This window comes from Allotabrizicola aquatica (SeqCode) (assembly GCF_965194375.1).
GTDB classification, from domain to species: Bacteria; Pseudomonadota; Alphaproteobacteria; order Rhodobacterales; family Rhodobacteraceae; genus Tabrizicola_A; species Tabrizicola_A aquatica.
Genome location: NZ_CBDAEL010000002.1, coordinates 213,146 through 230,441, shown reverse-complemented (window position 1 = coordinate 230,441; position 17,296 = coordinate 213,146). Strand labels below are relative to the sequence as shown.

General features: G+C 61.6%; 18 protein-coding genes and 2 pseudogenes. 6 read left to right on the top strand and 14 right to left on the bottom strand.

The window, feature by feature from the left end:
* Positions 1 to 27: 27 nt before the first annotated feature.
* Entirely contained in the window at positions 28 to 306 is a 279-nt protein-coding gene (locus tag AC72UB_RS03830; RefSeq protein ID WP_505188591.1) for a hypothetical protein, read from the top strand.
* 78 nt (positions 307 to 384) lie between these two features.
* Here the strand turns inward: AC72UB_RS03830 and AC72UB_RS03825 are convergent, their stop codons facing one another.
* Positions 385 to 1,098, bottom strand: a complete 714-nt coding sequence (locus AC72UB_RS03825) for a cobalamin B12-binding domain-containing protein (protein ID WP_505188590.1) — start codon at positions 1,096 to 1,098, stop codon at positions 385 to 387.
* A gap of 115 nt (positions 1,099 to 1,213) precedes the next feature.
* On the opposite strand from AC72UB_RS03825, the pseudogene istA reads away from it, so the two are divergent.
* Together istA and istB are read left to right on the top strand one after the other, a co-directional pair.
* Positions 1,214 to 2,746 (top strand): annotated as a pseudogene (istA, locus tag AC72UB_RS03820) (IS21 family transposase).
* On the top strand, positions 2,736 to 3,530 hold the full coding sequence (gene istB / locus AC72UB_RS03815) for an IS21-like element helper ATPase IstB (RefSeq protein WP_333790727.1): 795 nt from the start codon (positions 2,736 to 2,738) through the stop codon (positions 3,528 to 3,530). Before istA ends, istB begins: the two are co-directional and overlap by 11 nt.
* A 25-nt stretch (positions 3,531 to 3,555) precedes the next feature.
* Here the strand turns inward: istB and AC72UB_RS03810 are convergent, their stop codons facing one another.
* Positions 3,556 to 4,902 (bottom strand): HAD-IC family P-type ATPase, encoded by a 1,347-nt coding sequence (locus AC72UB_RS03810; protein ID WP_505188589.1) that lies wholly within the window; start codon positions 4,900 to 4,902, stop codon positions 3,556 to 3,558.
* Complete coding sequence (locus tag AC72UB_RS03805) at positions 4,827 to 5,465, bottom strand: P-type ATPase actuator domain-containing protein (RefSeq protein ID WP_505188588.1); 639 nt, start codon at positions 5,463 to 5,465, stop codon at positions 4,827 to 4,829. Before AC72UB_RS03805 ends, AC72UB_RS03810 begins: the two co-directional genes overlap by 76 nt.
* A 138-nt stretch (positions 5,466 to 5,603) precedes the next feature.
* Between AC72UB_RS03805 and AC72UB_RS03800 the strand changes: the two genes are divergently transcribed.
* The 3 genes from AC72UB_RS03800 (at position 5,604) to AC72UB_RS03790 (ending at position 7,957) form a co-directional block, all read left to right on the top strand.
* A complete protein-coding gene (locus AC72UB_RS03800) occupies positions 5,604 to 6,755 on the top strand; it encodes a DUF8173 domain-containing protein (RefSeq protein WP_505188587.1) in 1,152 nt (383 codons plus the stop codon).
* Between the two features lie 472 nt (positions 6,756 to 7,227).
* Positions 7,228 to 7,560 carry an ElaB/YgaM/YqjD family protein gene (locus tag AC72UB_RS03795; RefSeq protein WP_505188586.1) on the top strand — a complete coding sequence of 111 codons (333 nt, stop codon included), beginning with the start codon at positions 7,228 to 7,230 and terminating at the stop codon, positions 7,558 to 7,560.
* 4 nt (positions 7,561 to 7,564) lie between these two features.
* A complete protein-coding gene (locus AC72UB_RS03790) occupies positions 7,565 to 7,957 on the top strand; it encodes a hypothetical protein (protein WP_505188585.1) in 393 nt (130 codons plus the stop codon).
* Between the two features lie 26 nt (positions 7,958 to 7,983).
* On the opposite strand, the gene AC72UB_RS03785 is transcribed toward AC72UB_RS03790, so the two are convergent.
* From AC72UB_RS03785 to AC72UB_RS03735, 11 genes and pseudogenes are all read right to left on the bottom strand, one after another.
* Positions 7,984 to 8,640, bottom strand: a complete 657-nt coding sequence (locus AC72UB_RS03785) for a nitroreductase family protein (RefSeq protein ID WP_505188584.1) — start codon at positions 8,638 to 8,640, stop codon at positions 7,984 to 7,986.
* A gap of 53 nt (positions 8,641 to 8,693) precedes the next feature.
* On the bottom strand, positions 8,694 to 9,656 hold the full coding sequence (locus AC72UB_RS03780) for a hypothetical protein (RefSeq protein WP_505188583.1): 963 nt from the start codon (positions 9,654 to 9,656) through the stop codon (positions 8,694 to 8,696).
* Complete coding sequence (locus AC72UB_RS03775) at positions 9,643 to 10,995, bottom strand: MBOAT family O-acyltransferase (RefSeq protein WP_505188582.1); 1,353 nt, start codon at positions 10,993 to 10,995, stop codon at positions 9,643 to 9,645. Before AC72UB_RS03775 ends, AC72UB_RS03780 begins: the two co-directional genes overlap by 14 nt.
* Before the next feature lie 8 nt (positions 10,996 to 11,003).
* On the bottom strand, positions 11,004 to 11,531 hold the full coding sequence (locus AC72UB_RS03770; RefSeq protein ID WP_505188581.1) for a hypothetical protein: 528 nt from the start codon (positions 11,529 to 11,531) through the stop codon (positions 11,004 to 11,006).
* Between the two features lie 12 nt (positions 11,532 to 11,543).
* On the bottom strand, positions 11,544 to 12,104 hold the full coding sequence (locus tag AC72UB_RS03765; RefSeq protein ID WP_505188580.1) for a hypothetical protein: 561 nt from the start codon (positions 12,102 to 12,104) through the stop codon (positions 11,544 to 11,546).
* On the bottom strand, positions 12,101 to 12,409 hold the full coding sequence (locus AC72UB_RS03760) for a YgiT-type zinc finger protein (RefSeq protein WP_505188579.1): 309 nt from the start codon (positions 12,407 to 12,409) through the stop codon (positions 12,101 to 12,103). Before AC72UB_RS03760 ends, AC72UB_RS03765 begins: the two co-directional genes overlap by 4 nt.
* A gap of 3 nt (positions 12,410 to 12,412) precedes the next feature.
* Complete coding sequence (locus AC72UB_RS03755; RefSeq protein WP_505188578.1) at positions 12,413 to 13,381, bottom strand: alpha-ketoacid dehydrogenase subunit beta; 969 nt, start codon at positions 13,379 to 13,381, stop codon at positions 12,413 to 12,415.
* A gap of 12 nt (positions 13,382 to 13,393) precedes the next feature.
* On the bottom strand, positions 13,394 to 14,590 hold the full coding sequence (locus tag AC72UB_RS03750; RefSeq protein WP_505188577.1) for a thiamine pyrophosphate-dependent dehydrogenase E1 component subunit alpha: 1,197 nt from the start codon (positions 14,588 to 14,590) through the stop codon (positions 13,394 to 13,396).
* Positions 14,591 to 14,720: 130 nt separating this feature from the next.
* Positions 14,721 to 15,408 (bottom strand): annotated as a pseudogene (locus tag AC72UB_RS03745) (integrase core domain-containing protein); the annotation flags it as partial.
* Between the two features lie 144 nt (positions 15,409 to 15,552).
* A complete protein-coding gene (locus tag AC72UB_RS03740) occupies positions 15,553 to 16,287 on the bottom strand; it encodes a hypothetical protein (RefSeq protein ID WP_505188576.1) in 735 nt (244 codons plus the stop codon).
* A 277-nt stretch (positions 16,288 to 16,564) separates the two neighbouring features.
* Complete coding sequence (locus AC72UB_RS03735; protein WP_505188575.1) at positions 16,565 to 17,272, bottom strand: IS6 family transposase; 708 nt, start codon at positions 17,270 to 17,272, stop codon at positions 16,565 to 16,567.
* Positions 17,273 to 17,296: the final 24 nt, after the last annotated feature.

Sequence of the window (17,296 nt, the reverse complement as noted above, 5' to 3'; positions counted from 1 at the left end):
CCTGCGCAAATGAAGCATTGGAAAACCATGACTGCCACACCAACGGATAAGCCCAAAATCTCGAAGCAGGCTGCGGCGCTGGTTCAGGATCTTATGGCCGCTGAGGCTGGGGCGCAGATCCGCTATGGCAGCACCGATCAGGGCCTGCGGCGCGAGCTTCGCGAGCTTGCGTGGGACATTTATCAGGCCGGGAACGTGCTTTTGGTGCAAAAGCGCAATGAGAAGAATGGCTTTGACTATGTGATGATCCGCACGGCCAAGCCCTTTGCCGAAACGCCGTTTCAGATCGCCGACGCCGGGCGTTGAGGCCAGCCACCTGCCTTGGCGGGCATCGGGAGGGCACTGGGCGGGCGTTGTCGTGCCGGTCCGCCCGACACGCAGACCTTATGCGTGCAACCGCCGTTCAAGATCGGCCAAGGCGCGGCCGGCGTGGCGGAAGATGATATCGGCATCCACCAGCTGCAAAATGTCGTCGTCCGACATGTCGAGCGCCGGGGCCACGCCCACAATGGCCGAGGGCGTCACGATGCGCAGGGCCAGCACCAGACGAATAAGCTCGGGCAGGCGGGCCTTGGTGCTGAGCGATAGGCCAATCACCAAGGGCTTACCCAGATCCGCATGCCGGACAAGGCTCTCATGGCTTTCGGCAAGCTTGAGGTCGATGACCCAACCAGCGTCGCGGAATGCATCCGCGGCGAGGGTGACGCCAAGGGTATGGGTTTCGTCTGGCACCGAGGCGAAGAGGGCGCGCCGCTCGGGTCGGATCGGGGCGCGGTTTGGGCCAAGATCCGAACTGACCGCGCGCATCACGGCATAGAGGTGGCCTGTTGCCACGGTCACATCCACGAAGCTGACCTCGTCGCGATCCCACCGCTCGCCCAACAGGCGCGCCACGCCCGCGATCAGGCCAAATCGAAGATGCTGGCGGGTGACGCCCTGCGCTTGCAGCTTGGCCACAAACTCCAGCGCCCTTTCGGGGGCGGGATGCAGAAGGACGGCACAAAAGTCAGACAGCTGCTGCGCATCGGCGTCGTGCTCGATCGCGGGCTCAGCATTTTTGCGCATCGCCACCAAACGCTGGACCACTTCGGCCGCCAAGTCTGTTGATTTTCATCCAGAACTGCGCCGTTTAGGCGGATAATTTTCACTGAGAACTGAGCCATGTGAACCTTTCCCCAAAGCGGTGAGCGGCGGGGGCAACGGAGTGATCCACATGGGACTATTGAACATCATCCGACGGATGCATTTGCGGCAGAAGCTGTCGATCCGCGAGATCGCGCGGCTGACGGGAGTGTCGCGCAATACCGTGATCAAGCATCTGGCTGCGAACACTATCGAGCCCAAATTCGCGACGCCGGAGCGGCAAAGCAAGCTTGATCCCTTTGCCAAGAAGTTGGCGAGCTGGCTGAAGACTGAGGCCGGCAAGTCGCGCAAGGAGCGGCGAACTGTGAAGCAATTGCATGTCGATCTTATAGCGCTTGGCTTCACCGGCTCTTACGGACGGGTGGCGGCTTTTGCGCGATCGTGGCGGGCAGATCGGCAGCGTGAACAGCAGACGACGGGGCGCGGGACCGTTGTTCCGTTACATTTTAACCCTGGAGATGCCTTCCAGTTCGACTGGAGCGAGGATTTTGCAGTTCTGGGCGGCGAACGTACGAAGCTGCAGATGGCGCATATCAAGCTGTCGCACAGCCGGGCTTTTTTGCTGCGTGCCTATCCGCTGCAGACCCACGAGATGCTGTTCGATGCCCACTGGCACGCATTCCGGGTCTTCGGTGGCGTGCCCGCGCGGGGGATTTATGACAATATGCGCACGGCGGTTGATCGCGTCGGCCGCGGCAAGGAGCGGTAGATCAACATGCGCTTTCTCGCCATGACAAACCACTACGTCTATGAGCCGGAGTTTTGCAATCCGGCAGCGGGTTGGGAGAAAGGGCAAGTCGAGAAGAACGTTCGGGATTCCCGTCACCAGATGTTGCAACGGATGCCAGACTTTTCAGACCTTGCCGCGCTGAATACCTGGCTGGAAGCGCGATGCCTTGAGCTGTGGCGGCAGACCCCGCATGGCAAACAGTCTGGCACGATCGCCGATGTATGGGCCGAAGAGCAGGCCGCGCTGATGCCGTTGCCCGTCGCGTTTGATGGCTTTATCGAGTTGAGCAAGCGCGTCTCACCCACCTGTCTGATCAGCTTTGAGCGCAATCGCTACAGCGTTCCGGCATCCTTCGCAAATCGACCGGTCAGCCTACGGGTCTATCCGGACCGGCTGGTTGTGGCGGCTGAGGGCAGCATCCTGTGCGAACATGCGCGCGTGATCCAACGCAGTCACAATCTGCCTCCACGGGCGATCTACGACTGGCGACATTATCTGGCAGTCGTTCAACGCAAGCCCGGGGCTCTTCGGAATGGGGCGCCATTTCTGGAATTACCACCTGTCTTCAGACAGTTGCAGGATCACATGCTGCGCAAGCCGGGCGGTGATCGCGAGATGGTCGATATCCTCGCCCTCGTGCTCCATCACGACGAACAAGCAGTTCTCACTGCCGTAGAGTTGGCACTGACCGAGGGCGTACCGACAAAGACCCATGTGCTGAACCTGTTGCACCGACTGGTCGACGGCAAGGTGATCGGCGTGCCGCCACTCGATACTCCACAGGCACTGGCCCTTCACCGTGAACCCGAGGCCAATGTCGAACGCTATGACGGCCTACGCGCCCAGATAGCCGGAGGCCGCCATGCGTCATGATCCCGCCGCTGGCGCTATCGTCATCATGCTGCGTAGCCTGAAGATGTATGGGATGGCACAAGCCGTAACCGACCTGATCGAGCAGGGCGCACCAGCCTTTGAAGTGACCATACCAATGCTGTCGCAACTGCTGAAGGCCGAACTGGCCGAACGCGAGGTTCGCTCAATTGCCTATCACATGAAGTCCGCTCGCTTCCCGGCCTACAAGGATCTCTCTGGCTTCGACTTCACCGCCAGCGAGATCAACGAGGCCACTGTCCGGACGCTGCACCGTTGCGAGTTCATGGACGGCGCCCAGAACATGGTCCTCATTGGCGGCCCGGGAACCGGCAAGACCCATGTCGCAACAGCCATCGGCATCCAGGCCATCGAACATCACCGACGCAAGGTCCGCTTCTTCTCCACAATAGAACTGGTCAACGCGCTTGAACAAGAAAAGGCCAAGGGAAAGGCAGGCCAAATCGCAGAAGGCCTGACCAAGCTTGATCTCGTGATCCTTGATGAACTTGGTTATCTGCCGTTCAGCGCATCAGGCGGGGCACTGCTGTTTCATATGCTGAGCAAGCTCTACGAGCGCACTAGCGTCGTGATCACCACCAACCTGAGCTTCAGCGAATGGGCTATGGTCTTCGGTGATGCAAAGATGACCACCGCCTTGCTCGACCGCCTTACTCACCGCTGTCACATCCTTGAAACCGGAAACGACAGCTTTCGCTTCAAGGCAAGCTCAGCCGTTGCAGCCCGCAAAAAGAAGGAGACAAACACGCCCTTGACCCCAGCATGAACCAAAATCCATAATCAGAGGTGGCTCACTTCTCGGTGAAAAAACCGGCTCCGGTCTGGGTGAAAATCAACACCACGCCTAGGTCGGGTGACGTCAGGATCATGTCGGCTGCGTCACGCGCCACATCAGCCGCGCCTTCGACCGACAGTCCAATATCGGCCAACCGCAGCGCCGTGGCATCGTTGATCCCATCGCCGATATAGCCCGTAACATGGCCTGCTTTGCGCAGCGCGGCGACGATACGCTCCTTGCCCGCTGGGTCGATCTCGGCAAAAACATGGGTTCGGGCCACGAGGCGCGCGAGGGCGTCGGCCCCCAAGGTGGCGATATCGGTCCCGGTCACGACATGGGCGTGCGCCACGCCGACGTGTGCCGCGACGTGGGCAGCGACAAAGCGGTTGTCCCCCGTGATGATGCGAACTGAGATGCCGCGCCTACCAAGCGCGGCCACCGTGGACCGAGCATCGGGCCGAAGCGGGTCGGAGAACAGAAGGAACCCCTCAAACTTCATGGCGCTTTCTTGATCAGCGGACCATTCTGCAAGCCGTTCTACGTTGCGGCTCGCAAGGCCGAGAACCCGAAACCCCTCGCGGCCCCAATCCTCGACCATTTGGGCAAGCGTGACCCGCTGGCCTGAGGACAGGGTACAGATTTCGAGCAGCGGAAGCGCCGCGCCTTTGGTGACCATCCGGGCAGCGCCAGCTTCGGCTACCACGACCGATAGCCTTTGGCGCGAAAAGTCATAAGGCACCTCGCCCAGCTTCTCTTCCAGCGTTTCGGGCATACCCAGACGAACCGCTTCCGCCAGAAGCGCGCTGTCGAGCGCGTTGTCGATGCCGCGTTGCAAGCGAGCGTTCAGGACGGCCAAGCCCAATACGTGCGGATCGTCCTTGCCTTCGACATCCGTTGCACGGGCCAACGCCACGTGGCCTTCGGTCAGCGTACCCGTCTTATCGGTGCACAGAACATCCATGCTGCCTAGGTTCTCGATCGAGGAAAGCCTGCGCACGATCACCCCGCTCTGCGCCAGCCGCCGCGCGCCTGAGGCCAGCGTCACCGACAGCATTGCAGGCAGCATCTGCGGGGTCAGCCCCACCGCAAGGGCCAAAGCGAAGGTCAGGCTGTCAAAGAACGGGCGGCCCAGCCATGTATTTACGGCAAAGACCAAAAGGACGATGACCAGCATCAGCTCGGACAGCATCAGGCCAAACCGGCGCAAGCCAGTTGTAAAGGCCGTCTCCCCCTCGCGCCGTTCCAGCCTTTCGGCGATGCCGCCGAATACCGTGGCGCGGCCCGTTAAAACGGCCACTGCCTCACCCGTGCCAGAGCGGATCGAGGTTCCAGTCCAAAGTGCAGAGCTTCGGGCGGCCAAGGCTGCGGCGGACTGAACAGGCTCAGATTTTTTTTAACAGGAAAAGGCTCGCCAGTCAGCGGGGCCTCAATGGCAAAGAGAGTGTCGGCGACAAGGATCCGGGCATCGGCGGGCACCAGATCGCCCGCACGCAGGATCAAAATGTCGCCCCGCACCACCTCAGCCGCAGGGATCACTTTCTCGACGCCATCGCGGCGAACGTGGGCCATGTGCCGGATGCGAGATAGAAGGTCTTGAACCTCGCGTGAAGCGCGCCATTTCTGGGCAAAGCCCATCAGGGCCGACAAGAGCAAGATGACCAAGATAATCGCGGCGTCAGCATAGCTGCGAACAAGGGTCGCAATTAAAGCAGAGAGCGCAAGGATCAGAACCAGCGGGTTACGCAGTTGGGGGATGAGCAGCGACCGCGCCGTCTGATGCCGGGTCTCGACAAGGCCAGGCGTGACGCGGGCCTTTGCCTCAGCGCTCGATAGGCCCGCATCAGTCGTCGCCAGCGCGCGCAATACCTCGGCGGTCGGGTCTGCCCACCAAGCATAGTCTGCGCGCACTGGCTGTGCGGGCATCTGGCGCCTCCCGGGATGCCGGAACGCTAACCGAGATGATCACTTTGTCGCTATGATAGGCGTCAAGCAGCAGATGACGGGCGTCAATGAGGCCAGGGCTTGAGAATTACATGGTGACAAAAAGCTGGAGGTCCTGTCATGCCGAAACTCCTGACACTGTGCTTGCTCGCCTTCCTGTCGCCAACGTTGCTCGGTGCTGAGACCGCCAGTCTGCGCAACGGGACCGACCTATTCCTTTCCGGCACTTCGGGCCTGCCTGAGCTGAACACCACTGGCGATGTGTTCGCAGCGGGCCAGTCCGTCGTGTTGAAGGGCAAGGCTGGCGGTGACACGCATGCCGCAGGATTCGACGTGTCGGTCGAGGCACCAATTGCCGGGAACCTTTACGCTGCAGGGGCAAACGTCGCAGTTCTCGCCCCGGTCGCTCAGGACCTGACTGCCATGGGGATGAACCTGCGCACCTCGGCACAAGCAACCGTCGCGGGAAATGCCCGTCTCGCGGGCAGCAATGTGGTCATCGACGGGCCGATCATGGGTGCCCTGACGGTGACGGCGGGCGAGATTACACTGAATGCTGCTGTCACAGGCGATGTCCTGATGCTGATGGAGACGGCACGTTTCGGGCCGAACGCTCGCATTTCGGGGCGGCTCACCTACTCCGCCGCAGAACCAATTACAGTGCCCGCGAGCTTGATCCCGGCAAACCGGGTTACCTATCATAGACTGGTCCTGCCCGAGACAGTCACCAGAATCCGCCAAGGCTGGCGCGAAGGGCATCCCATGATGCCCTCGGCTCGTGCGGTGATGGGCGGAGCCGTTCTGATCCTTGCGGGTCTTGTTGCGGTCGGCGCGATCACTCTGGCGATGGCACCCGTCTGGTCCGACCGGGTGCGGCAGACCATTGATGCCAAGCCCGGGGCCTGCCTTCTCGCCGGTGTCTTGGGTCTGGCAGCCCTGCTCGGCTTGGTGCCGGTCGCGGTGATGACGATCATCGGTATCCCGCTGCTACCCCTTGTTTTTGCCACGATCCTTCTGGGATGGATGATGAGCTACCTGTTGGGCGTCTACGCCTTAAGCATGCGCGTGGCGCGCGCGTTCGGGATTAGTGAACCCGCCGGCCTTTCCGCGCAAATCCTTGTTCTGGCACTGGGGCTTTTGGGTTCGGCGCTCTTGAACTTCGTGCCGATCCTTGGCTGGCTTCTCAACTTTGTGCCGCTTCTGCTGGGGGCCGGGGCCATCGTCCTTTTGGGGTTGCGCAGTCCGGTCGCGGCCCCGGCGGCAAGCGCGTGACGACCAACCGCAGGCTCGCGGCGCGCGTGTTAGATCTTGCTCGCCTTGTGGAATAGAAAGAAAATGACGCCCTAGTCGCGTGGATCAATCGCACAACCTCACCGCCATATCGTGGCCCGGAGTTGGGCTGGATCAGCATGACCCAAACCGGTGGCGACCTGACTGGACGCGGCGTTATTCTTGGACAAGTGGTCGCGTGCCTTAACCTTTGCCCGCCCCCGATGTGTCCAAAGAGCCCGCCGAACCCGCGATTATCAGTCGTCAATGAAGCGCCGAGCAGGATGCAGTACCTACGCGAAGACGGTGATAGGAGCTCAGGCTTAGAGAGAAGTGACGAGATAATGGAGCCAGTCTTAATGCAAGGCATCGCCAGTTTCGTCGTTCTTAGCGAGGTCGGGGCATGAAGCCGGCACGAAAGTCATCTGGAAACAGGCCGCAGGTAAACGCGGCGCGCAAAGCGAAAGGAATGGCCATGCCCGAAGAGACTGCACGACCCGAGGCCGACAAACCCGTGCCCGGGGTTGACCTTGACGATCTTCGCGCAGCGGTGGCCGATCTTGCGCATAAGGTCAGGGCTTACGGCCTTGATCGCTTCGAAGCCCTGCGCGACGAAGTCGAAGAGGACGCCGACAGCCTTGTCCACGCAGGCCGCCGCCGGGCGCAGGACCTGCAAGCGCGCGTCGCAAAGGCCGAGGCCAAGGTGGAACGCCATGTTCGCGAACATCCCCTGACTTGGATCGGTGGCGTTCTGGGGGTGATCGGGTTTGGCTTGGCCTTGGGGATGGTCCTGCGCAGAAAGGACTAATTTGATGCGCCGATCTCGCAAAGCGGGGCAGGTCTTTGCGCTGGCCATGGTCATGCTGCTCTTGATCTCGACCGCCTGGGTTTGCCTAATGGGGGCGGCGGTGGTCCTTCTGGGCCAGTGGCTGGGCACGGGCCTTGCGCTGCTGGTGGTCGGCGGGGCCTTGAGTTTCATGGTCGGGTTCATCCTGCTCGTGGTCAGCGCCCTGCGCCGCAGGGATCCTCCGCCGCCCAGCCTTGCGCAGCGCGTCCTACCCAGCGCCATCGCGCAAAGCGCCGCAAGCGTCGTGGCGCATCCGCTCATCCTTCGCGCCGCCCTTTTGGTGATCGGGGTCCTCTTCGCTTTGGCAGCCGCCCTGCTGCCAAGCCCTAAACCGCCCGACCGCGACCCTCGAAGCTAAGGCGGCTCAAGGGCCAGCAACAGCCCCTAGGCCGGCCAGCCGATGGGCTGGACAAACGTCGGATGGTCCTGCGCGGTCAGGCTCAGGCCACCACGGATCGCCTCCCGGTCAAGCCCCCCGACAAGGCAGGTGCCAAGGCCACGCGCCGCCGCAAAGACATAGACGTTCTGCGCTGCGATGGCGGCATTGACCGTCGCCCAAAGACGCTTTTCATCCTCGCTCGGGGCTGCGGAAAGCTTGGTAAGGTCCGAGATGAAGATCAGGCAGGCCGGGGCCGTTGCCACGAAGGGTTGGGGCGACAAGGTCTTGCGAATATCCCCCGACAGCATCGGGCCAAGGCTGCTTGACACAGGGTCATAGGACTGCACCCCGTCGGTGGTGGCCACATAAAGGCCAACATCAGCGGCCCCATACCAAGAGGGCGCGGTGCGCAGGCCGGTTTCCGGTCGGTTAACGCCCACGGCAGCCCAAAGAATCTCGGCAATCAGCGGCGCATCAAGGCCGCGTTCGGAGAAGGCCCGGGTCGAACGACGGCTGCGCAAGGCCTCCGTCACGGAAAGCTCCGCCGACCCATTGGCTTGCACGGCACCTGCGGGCGCAAGAAAGGCTGTGGCCGAACTTGCCCCGATCAGCAATTTGCGCCGCGACACCTGCGGCATGGGAAAAGATGATGAAACGGGCATCGCGATCCTCCGGTCTGCAAGCGCCACAAGCCTGCCGCAGGCCTGATCGCGCGTCATTGACCGCCATCATCGGGGCTCGCCAACAGCTCTGCGAGCCCTTGGTCAAGCCAGCCAAGCACCCCGGTGCGGTTCAGATGATCGGCATCAAAATAGTAGTGTGGCGCGGGCAAGCTGGCCGAAAAGTCATGGACCGCAACGTTCAGCTGGGCCGCATGGTCCCGCAACCGGGCCTCAAAGCCGGGACTGTCCGGCAGGGCCGCGCGAAATGCCTCGGGCAGCGGCGGACGGACAATCACAACGCTGGCGCCGTGGGACTGGGCCTCGCGGATCAAGGCCTCAAGATCTGCCAAGCCCTGATCCAGCGCCTGCGCGTCAGGCGGGCCGGGGTAAAGAAACCCGACGCGCGCCTTCGTGGCCGCGGCATTGGGGCGCGTGGCGCTGTCGAACCGTGCCTCGGCCTCCCAGCTGTCGGGCGAAAATCGGGTGCGGTCATTGATCCGGGCAAAGCCAGAGGCATAGGCAAGCCACGTTTGCCACGAAAGCCCCCGGGGCACGGCACGCGCAAGGATCTTGACCGTCGCCCAATCCGCCGGGATCTTCGGCAGCACATCGCTGTCAGCAAGCCGCAGCGCGTTCCAGCGGGGGTCGGCAAAGCCAAAGCTGTCCAGCACGATCAAGACGCCCTTGGCACGATGATCGGTGAACCAACGCGCACCGATCACCCGCATCAGGAACGGCCCACCGCCGGTCACGGCAAGGGTCAGGGTGCGCTGCCCGGTCCTTTCGTGCAAGATCGCGGGCATGTCCGCAAAGCCCAACGGCATCGCATGCGAGGCCCCAAGGATGATCCAATCGGTTTCAGTTGGGAAATTGGCGATGCGCAAAAAGGGGTTCTGGTCGCCATGACGGCGCAAGATGACATCAGACCACCAAAACAGCCCCACATAGATCGCAAGTCCAAGGGCCAGAAAAGCCGCAATGCGACCGGGGTGCCACAGATCCTCAGAATCCGGCATAGATGAACCCCGCACCCTGCCAGCGCCCGAACACCGCCAAAAGCACCAGCGCACCATAAAGCCCCGCCCAGCGCAGCGCCAAGGGTGCGGTGACCAAGCGTTCGGCTGCGGGGCGCGAACCACAGGCAATCTCGGTCAGCAAAAGGCTTGCGACAAAGGCAAGGCCAAGCCCATGGTCGGCGGTGAACGGGTAGCGCATGATCAAGCTGGGCAAGGCCGACAGGCTTTCCCCGATGCGCGACAGGATCGTCAGCGCATCGCTCACAGAGGCTGCACGAAAAAAGACCCATGTGATCAGCACCAGATGAAAGGTCAAAACGCCCCTGAACGCCCGCGAAACCGGGCGTTTGGGCGCAGGCAAGACCGTCTCGGCCGCCACAAACGCACCGTTCAGCCCCCCCCAGACCACAAACCCCCAGCCAACCCCATAACCAAGCCCGGCGTGCCAAAGCCCAGACAGCAGGAACACGACCATGAGGTTCACGATCTGTCGCGACCTGCCCCGGCGGCTGCCACCCAGCGGGACATAGACGAAATCCCGAAACCACTGGCCCAGCGTGATGTGCCATCGAGAGGCCCAGAACTCGCTGACCGTAGGCGAAAGATAAGGCCGGTCAAAATTGCGCGACAGGCGCAGACCAACCAGGGCCGAAAGACCAATCGCCATGTCGGCATAGCCCGAGAAATCGCCATAGATCTGGAAGGCAAAGAAATAGACAGACAAAAGCAGGTCCACCGGGGCCGCATGGGCGGGGATCGCAAAGGTCGCATCCACCATCGGTGCAAGGCTGTCGGCGATGACGAATTTCTTGATGAGGCCCGAAAGCAGAAAGGCGCAGCCCAAAGCGGCAAGCCTGGGCTGCACGGAAAGCCCGGGGAACTGGGGCACCAGCGCTTGGGCACGTTCGATGGGGCCCGCAAGAAGTTTGGGAAACCACACAAGGTGAAGCACAAGCTCGCTCAGGCTCAGGCGTTCCGGTCGGCGCAGGCCTTGCGCAAGAAGTGCAATGGCCGTGAAGCTGTAGAAGGACAATCCCGGCGGCGGATGCGGGTCAGGCAGGCCCCAGGAATCGGGAAAAATGGCATCGGGAAACTTGGCCCAGACAAGGGCCAGGATCAGCGCCGCGATGACCGGCTTGCGCAGGAACGGCGCGGACAGCGCGGCAGCGCAAGCCCCGACCACCCCGCCCAACCAAAGCAGCCGCAGGGCATCGGGTGCCGCGTAAAACCACAGGCTGGCGGCAATCAACCAAAGGGGCCGCGCCTTTGACGGCAAGACCACAATTCCCAGAAGGACAAGGCCAAGAAAAAGCCAGAAGCTGACATCGGCATAAGCCATGGCCCACCCTAGTAAGAGGCGCCTCCGGCCCGAAGCTCGGGCGGGATGGCGTCGATGGGGATGCCCGCATTCACGGTCAGATAATCGGCCAGCTGATCGCGTTCCGCCTCGGTCAGCGGCACACCGACATGGCTTGGCTTGCCAAGCGTGCCAAGCCAGGCCTCCTTGGCGCGGGCTTGGGTCACGACGACGGTGATGATGTGGCAAGACTGGCAACGGTCCAACGTCATGTCACGCCCGTCCGGCAGCAGCGCGGCCGGGTCCACGGGCGCGGCATAGGCCAGGTAATCCGCCAAGGTCCGGGCCTGCCACTCGTCCAGATCCTTTGCGCCGCGCAAATCGCCCCGGCTTATGGCCCCAAGCCACTCTGCGGCGGGGCGCGTCTCGGTCAGCTCAGCGGCAAGCTCGGGATCGTCGGCAAGCAGGGTCTGCAAAAGACTGCGCCCGCCCTCGGGAATGAAGGCAAAGTAATCCATCTGAGACGAGGCCACCCCCGCCATGCCGATCATCAGCCCTGCCAACCACCGCGCTTTCATGGCCGCCCCCCGTCAGAACCGCATCTCGGGCGGCACATCCTCCACCCGCATCGGCATGTTGATTGCCGAATAATCGGCGAAAATCTCGCGTTCCGTCTGTGTCAGCGGAATGTCCTTGTGGAACGGCGAGGCAAAGATCATCAGCCATCCCGTGCGGTCACGGCGCTGCATCAGATACCCCGAGAACAGCGAATGGCAGGACTGGCACTGCGCCAGTGCAAGGTCGCGACCATCGGGCGGCAAGCTGGCCAGCCGCAACTCCTCCACCCGCAAGTCCTCCCCTGGCAAAGCGTCCCCTGGCAAAGCGTTCATTGGGCGCGGGGCAACGCGCGCAAGATAGCTGGCCAAGGTCGCGATTTCGCGCGTGCTCAGCTCTGAATTGGCCAGCACAGCCTGCCACGCTTGTAGGTTCCGGCTTTGGGACAGGGCGTCACGCTGGGCACCTGCGTCGGGGAAGGCCCGCAGAAAAGCCCCTCGGCCACCATCGGGCATGAACGCGAACGGATCGTCTCCCGCCCAGACCTGAGCCGCCACCACAAGGGCCAGACTGACCAATGTGACACGCCATTTCATCCCGATCTGCCAAAATCGAGAATCGGGACAACGATCCGGTCAAGTGTGGCCAGCCCCGCAAAGCGCTGACCGCGCAACTGATCCAGCTGAACCACCGTCAAGTCGTCGACATATTGCTCCCCACAGTCGGGGCACAGCATGGCCGGGATATTGCGCACCACGACAAGGCCTTCGGCCTGCCAAAAGGCCGTGCTGATGGCACCCAAACCCAGAACCCCGGTCTGACACCGGTCGCAGATCGCCCGGCCTTCACTTGGCAAAGCCTCAACCGGGCTCGCATTGGTGTTCACAGCGCTTTTGGTCATGGGTCACACCATCTTTTGCGCGGCGGCCACGATGCGCTCGGCGGTGACCTTCATCCAGCCGAACATCTCGGGCGAGGCGGGCGGCGGCGCATCGGGAAAGGCAAGACGGCGAAAGCGTGCCCCCTCCACATTCTCGGCGCAGCGGGCGACAACCTCGGCGGCAGGGCCAAGCGTGTAATAGGTCTGATCCACCGCCAGCAGGCGCTTGGTCTTGGCGACAGATGTCACCAGCGTTTCGGTGTCCATCTGTTTCAGCACCCGCAGATCGATCACCTCAACTGACATGCCCGCCGCCCCCAGCTGCTTGGCAGCCTCAAGCACATCGGGCATGCCCGCCCCCGACCCCACGATGGTCAGATCCGTGCCCTCCTGCCGCACCGCCGCCTTGTCGAGCGGCACCTCATAGGCCTCGTCCGGCACCTCCTCGGACAGCATTCGCAGGCCCGCCGGGTAAAGATAGACGACCGGATCGGGGCTGCGCAGCGCCGCGTGCATCATGCCCTTGGCATCATAAGGGGTTGAGGGCACCACCGTGCGCACACCGGGAATGTGCATATAGGTGGAATCGATTTCATAATCGGAATGCTGGCCCGCAAAACCGGGGGTTTGCCCGGTCATCTCCATCACGAAAACCACCGGCATCGCAGCTTTTCCACCCGTCATGTGGCGCAATTTGCCGGCATGGTTCTGGATAAGCTGGAACGGCATCCCGGCCCCCTGATAGGGGATATAGGTCGCCGCGCGTGACCCCGCGAGACCGGCCCCCAGAACCGCCGACGCCATCCAGTTCTCGTCAATGCCGGTGTTGACCACCCGCTTGCGGCCAAACTCGGTTTCCAAGTTGATCACCGGCATCCCCGCGTTCGAGGCGACCGGCGGCGTCAGCTCGAAAATCCAGACCATTGCGGGATCGGCCCGCATCTCGGCCGCGACAGCCTCAAGCACAGCATACATCCAAGTCTTGATGGTCATGGCGGGTCCTCCTCAGGCGATCTGGCGAGGAAGAACCTCACCTTCCGCGAACACATGTTTCAGCCCGTCCTCGGGCCGGCAAAGCGGCTGTTCGGCGGCCCATTCAAAGGCCGCGTTGACTTCGGCCCTAGCCTCCTCCTCCAAAGCGTCGGCAGCGGCGGCATCCAGCACACCCCAGTCGATCAGCGTCTTGCGGGCAATGTCGACCGGATCGCGCTGCATCCAGGCGCGAACCTCGCGTTCAGGGCGGAAGGAATTGATGGCCAGCGGGTCATAGCCAAAGGCACCAAGCTTGCCGACCTCGGCCCCCGGAGCGCCCCAATGGTTGTAGTAGCGGTAGGTCTTGGCCTCGATGAAGGTGGGACCACCGCCCGACCGAGCCCGATCCACCGCCTCACGCGCCGCATTGTAGACTTGGAACACATCCTGCCCGTCGACCACCCGCGCCGGAATACCATATGCGCGCGCCGCATCGGCAATGTCGGTATGCGGGCTGGAATAGGAATAATGCGCGTATTGATGGTACAGGTTGTTCTCCAGCACATAGATGAAAGGCAGGTCCAGCAATCGGGCATTGTTCAGCGCCGAATGGAAATGGGGCGTCGCATAGGTGCCGTCGCCGCCAAAGACCACGGCCACCTGATCCGACCCCCGCGCCCGGAACGCAAAGGCGGACCCGGTGGCGATCACATGTCCGGGGCCGATCATGCCATCCGCCCCCATGAAGCCCACAGAGGGGTCCGCGATATGCATCTCGGCCGCATAGCCGCCGTTCAGGCCCGTGGCGCGAAAATCCATCTCGGCCTGCATCAGCTTCATGTCCACGCCCTTGGCCAGCGCATGGCCCGAGGGGCGGTGGGTGGAATAGACAAGGTCCAGCTGGTCAAAAGACCCCTCGTTGCGCAGGGCGGCGCAGACACCGGTCGCCACGGCCTCTTGGCCTGCGTAAAAGTGGTTATAGGCCCGGTATTTCGGGTCGCTCAGCATCTTGTCGGCCATTGTGCGTTCATGCCAACGGATCCGCAGGATCATGCGCAGCATCGCCGTCAGCTTGTCATCGGACAGGTCCATGGCGTAATAGCCGATCTGGCCATCCGCCCGCGCCGCCGTGGCAGAAAACCCGGCCACCGCACCCGCGATCCCGGCCACTTGCATAAAGCCGCGCCGGGTCAGGCCGCCATCGGCTTGGTTGGAATTCTCGGCACACATTCCCGCCCCTCCTCATGGACACACGTCGAGGATCAGTATGGCGGGCCACGCTTGCGCGGCATTGACGGCTGTCAAAAGAACTGGAGGTGGAGCGAACTGACCATCTGTCGGTGTTGTAGTCGGTGACCTATGTCGCGATCAGATCGTGGACATGGTTGAGGCTGGGGAACAGCGTCTCATTTAGGAACTCCTCCCGCATCCAACCGTTGAAGCGTTCCAAGAAGCCTTTCTGCATGGGCTTGTCCAACGCGATGCAATGCCCTTTGATCTTGGTGTCGGCGCACCACTTCAGGATCACGTTCGAAGTCAGTTCGGTGACTTCGCCCAATAAGATCATCCGGGGCTTACCGCGGCGCTCGATCAGCGCAGGCAATTCACGTGCCACGCGGCAGGCAGAGATTGATGTGTCAGGCATCGCGGTAAGGCATTCGCGCGTGACAGCATCGACCACGTTCAGCCCCCACAAGCGCAATCCGCCAGTGAAATGGCCATGGGCGAACCAAAGTTCTGCGAAACCAAATTGAGCGAGCAGCGCGCATCCGCCCGAACTCCATTAGGGTCGGCGCCCTTGTGCCAATAGCCTTGCGGTGCATTTTGCGTCTAAGGACGGTTTACCCTTCCTCGCGGTGGAGCCGGTGGATGCGATTGATCCCCGACGCCTCGACTTCACGCGGCAAGGCCATGAAAAGCAGCCGGTAGCCAAAGCTGCGCCACTTACTGGTCAGATCCCGGGACCGACCGCTCAGCACGATGTCTGCCGCACGCTGCAACTGGTCGCGCTCCATCTTCTGATCTGCGCCCGCATGCCCGGCATTCCGACAGCCAGAGTGGAAAGCGGAACGATTGGTCATCAGAGGAATGTAGAGACGACTGGCTCACCGGGCAACGGAAGTTCATCTGACACTGCCCATGTGCAGCATGTAAACCGCAGATCCACTTCAGGGTCGATGAAGTCAGTGCAGTCAGTAATGCCCCAAACACTGCGAAACCCGCCCCTGCCTGTCCTTTGTCGCGATAGAAAACCCCACGCCTTCCCTGTTGTACCTTTTGGCAGCATGGGCATCAAAGTGGTCTCTAACAGCGACTGGATCGGCACAAACAAAGCCATCAGCAATCTGGGCGAGCGCAATGCCTGCTGATTGGGCGTCAGCCAGGACTGCATCTAGGAACACCTGTGCTTCTGCAACATCGGGCGGGTAATAGCATCGTTGGAAGGTCCCTGAGGGTCGATAGCCATCCCTGAAGGCGGAAACTGTCGAGATAAAGTCGACGGGTGAAACAAAGAACGCTGGTGTAAACTCTAGAGAAACCACGTCCTCCCAGTAGAGAAAACGCGTGGACATACGGTTTCGATACCAAAGCCCTGATCTGCTCACAGGGTGTGAATGGAGTGAACCATCCTCAACCGTCGAAAACGTCAATCCGAAGCGCGCCCTGAACTGCGGATTGACCGTGTACCCAGCTTTTCCCCCAGCCCATCCTAAGACCCCAGCGTCTAGCAGCGCGCCGAGCAGGTTGGGGTGGCCTGCGGATTTGTTGCTCAGAAAAAGGATGTCCTGCCGGCGGTGCGCGAGGATGAATGCTGCAATCGAGGCCTTTTGCTCTTCGCTGATGTCGAGCGAGCCATCTATCTTTCCTGCAACCAAAGCCACAGAGTCGACGGCTGCGTTGTTCGTTGGAATGACTTGATAAACCATGCCAGCAATCCTCCTCAGAAAATCCTTACGTCGAAGCAACCAAGCTTAGAGAGAGCAGTGCCAGTCAAGGACGCCCATTTTATGACCTAATTCGCACATATCACGGCCATATGTGTTAAAATAATGACACAGATCAAACTGCGTCGAACGGATATCGCGTCCGTTGAGCCACACAGTGTGCCTCACACTGTGTGTGGCCAAAATTGGCCCGATGAGGGCAGCAGGTGCTGTCAGACAAATGCGAACCAGTCTCCGTTTGCCCAACCCAACTCAGGTATCAGGCGGCAAGAAGGCCGCGCCACTCGGCGAGAGCGGCGGCGCGTGACTGTTTGAAGTGATCGCGGTTCTGGAGGTGGCGCTCCGGCGGAAAGTGGTTGTGGACCGAGGCATGGACTGAGGCGAACTTCTGTAAAGTTCGCATGCGCCGGAACCGAAGCATTGCTCGTTCGCGTCGTCGAAATGGTAAGTGCGAGTTCTCCGCTCGATTGTTCATCCATCGCCCCATCTCGCGGTCATCGCCACGGCCCAGGCCCTTCAGCGCGGCGCCGTATGAGCGCAGGCGGTCCGTCACAATGCTCTCTGGTAGGCCATGACGTTTCATCGATTGCTTCAATAACTTCGGTGCTGCTTTACGGTCCCTCGCCTTGGTGACAACGCTTTCCAGCACCTCCCCCTCTTGATCGACGGCCCGCCACAGGTAGTGCGTCACCCCGTTGATCTTCACAAACACCTCATCGAGGTGCCAGCGCAAGTGATTGCGTCCACGCATTCGGTCTAGCCGCTTGCGCCTGAGTTCCGAAGCGAAGATGGGACCAAACCGGTTCCACCAATAGCGCACCGTTTCGTGGCTGATCTCGATCCCACGCTCGTGCAGGAGGTCATCCACGTTGCGAAGCGACAGCGGAAAACGAATGTAGAGCATCACTGCCAACCGGATGATGTCTGGGCTGGTCTTGAAGTGGCGGAAAGGTGAGCGCTGGGTCATCCCGAAAGGCTACGCAGACGCCCT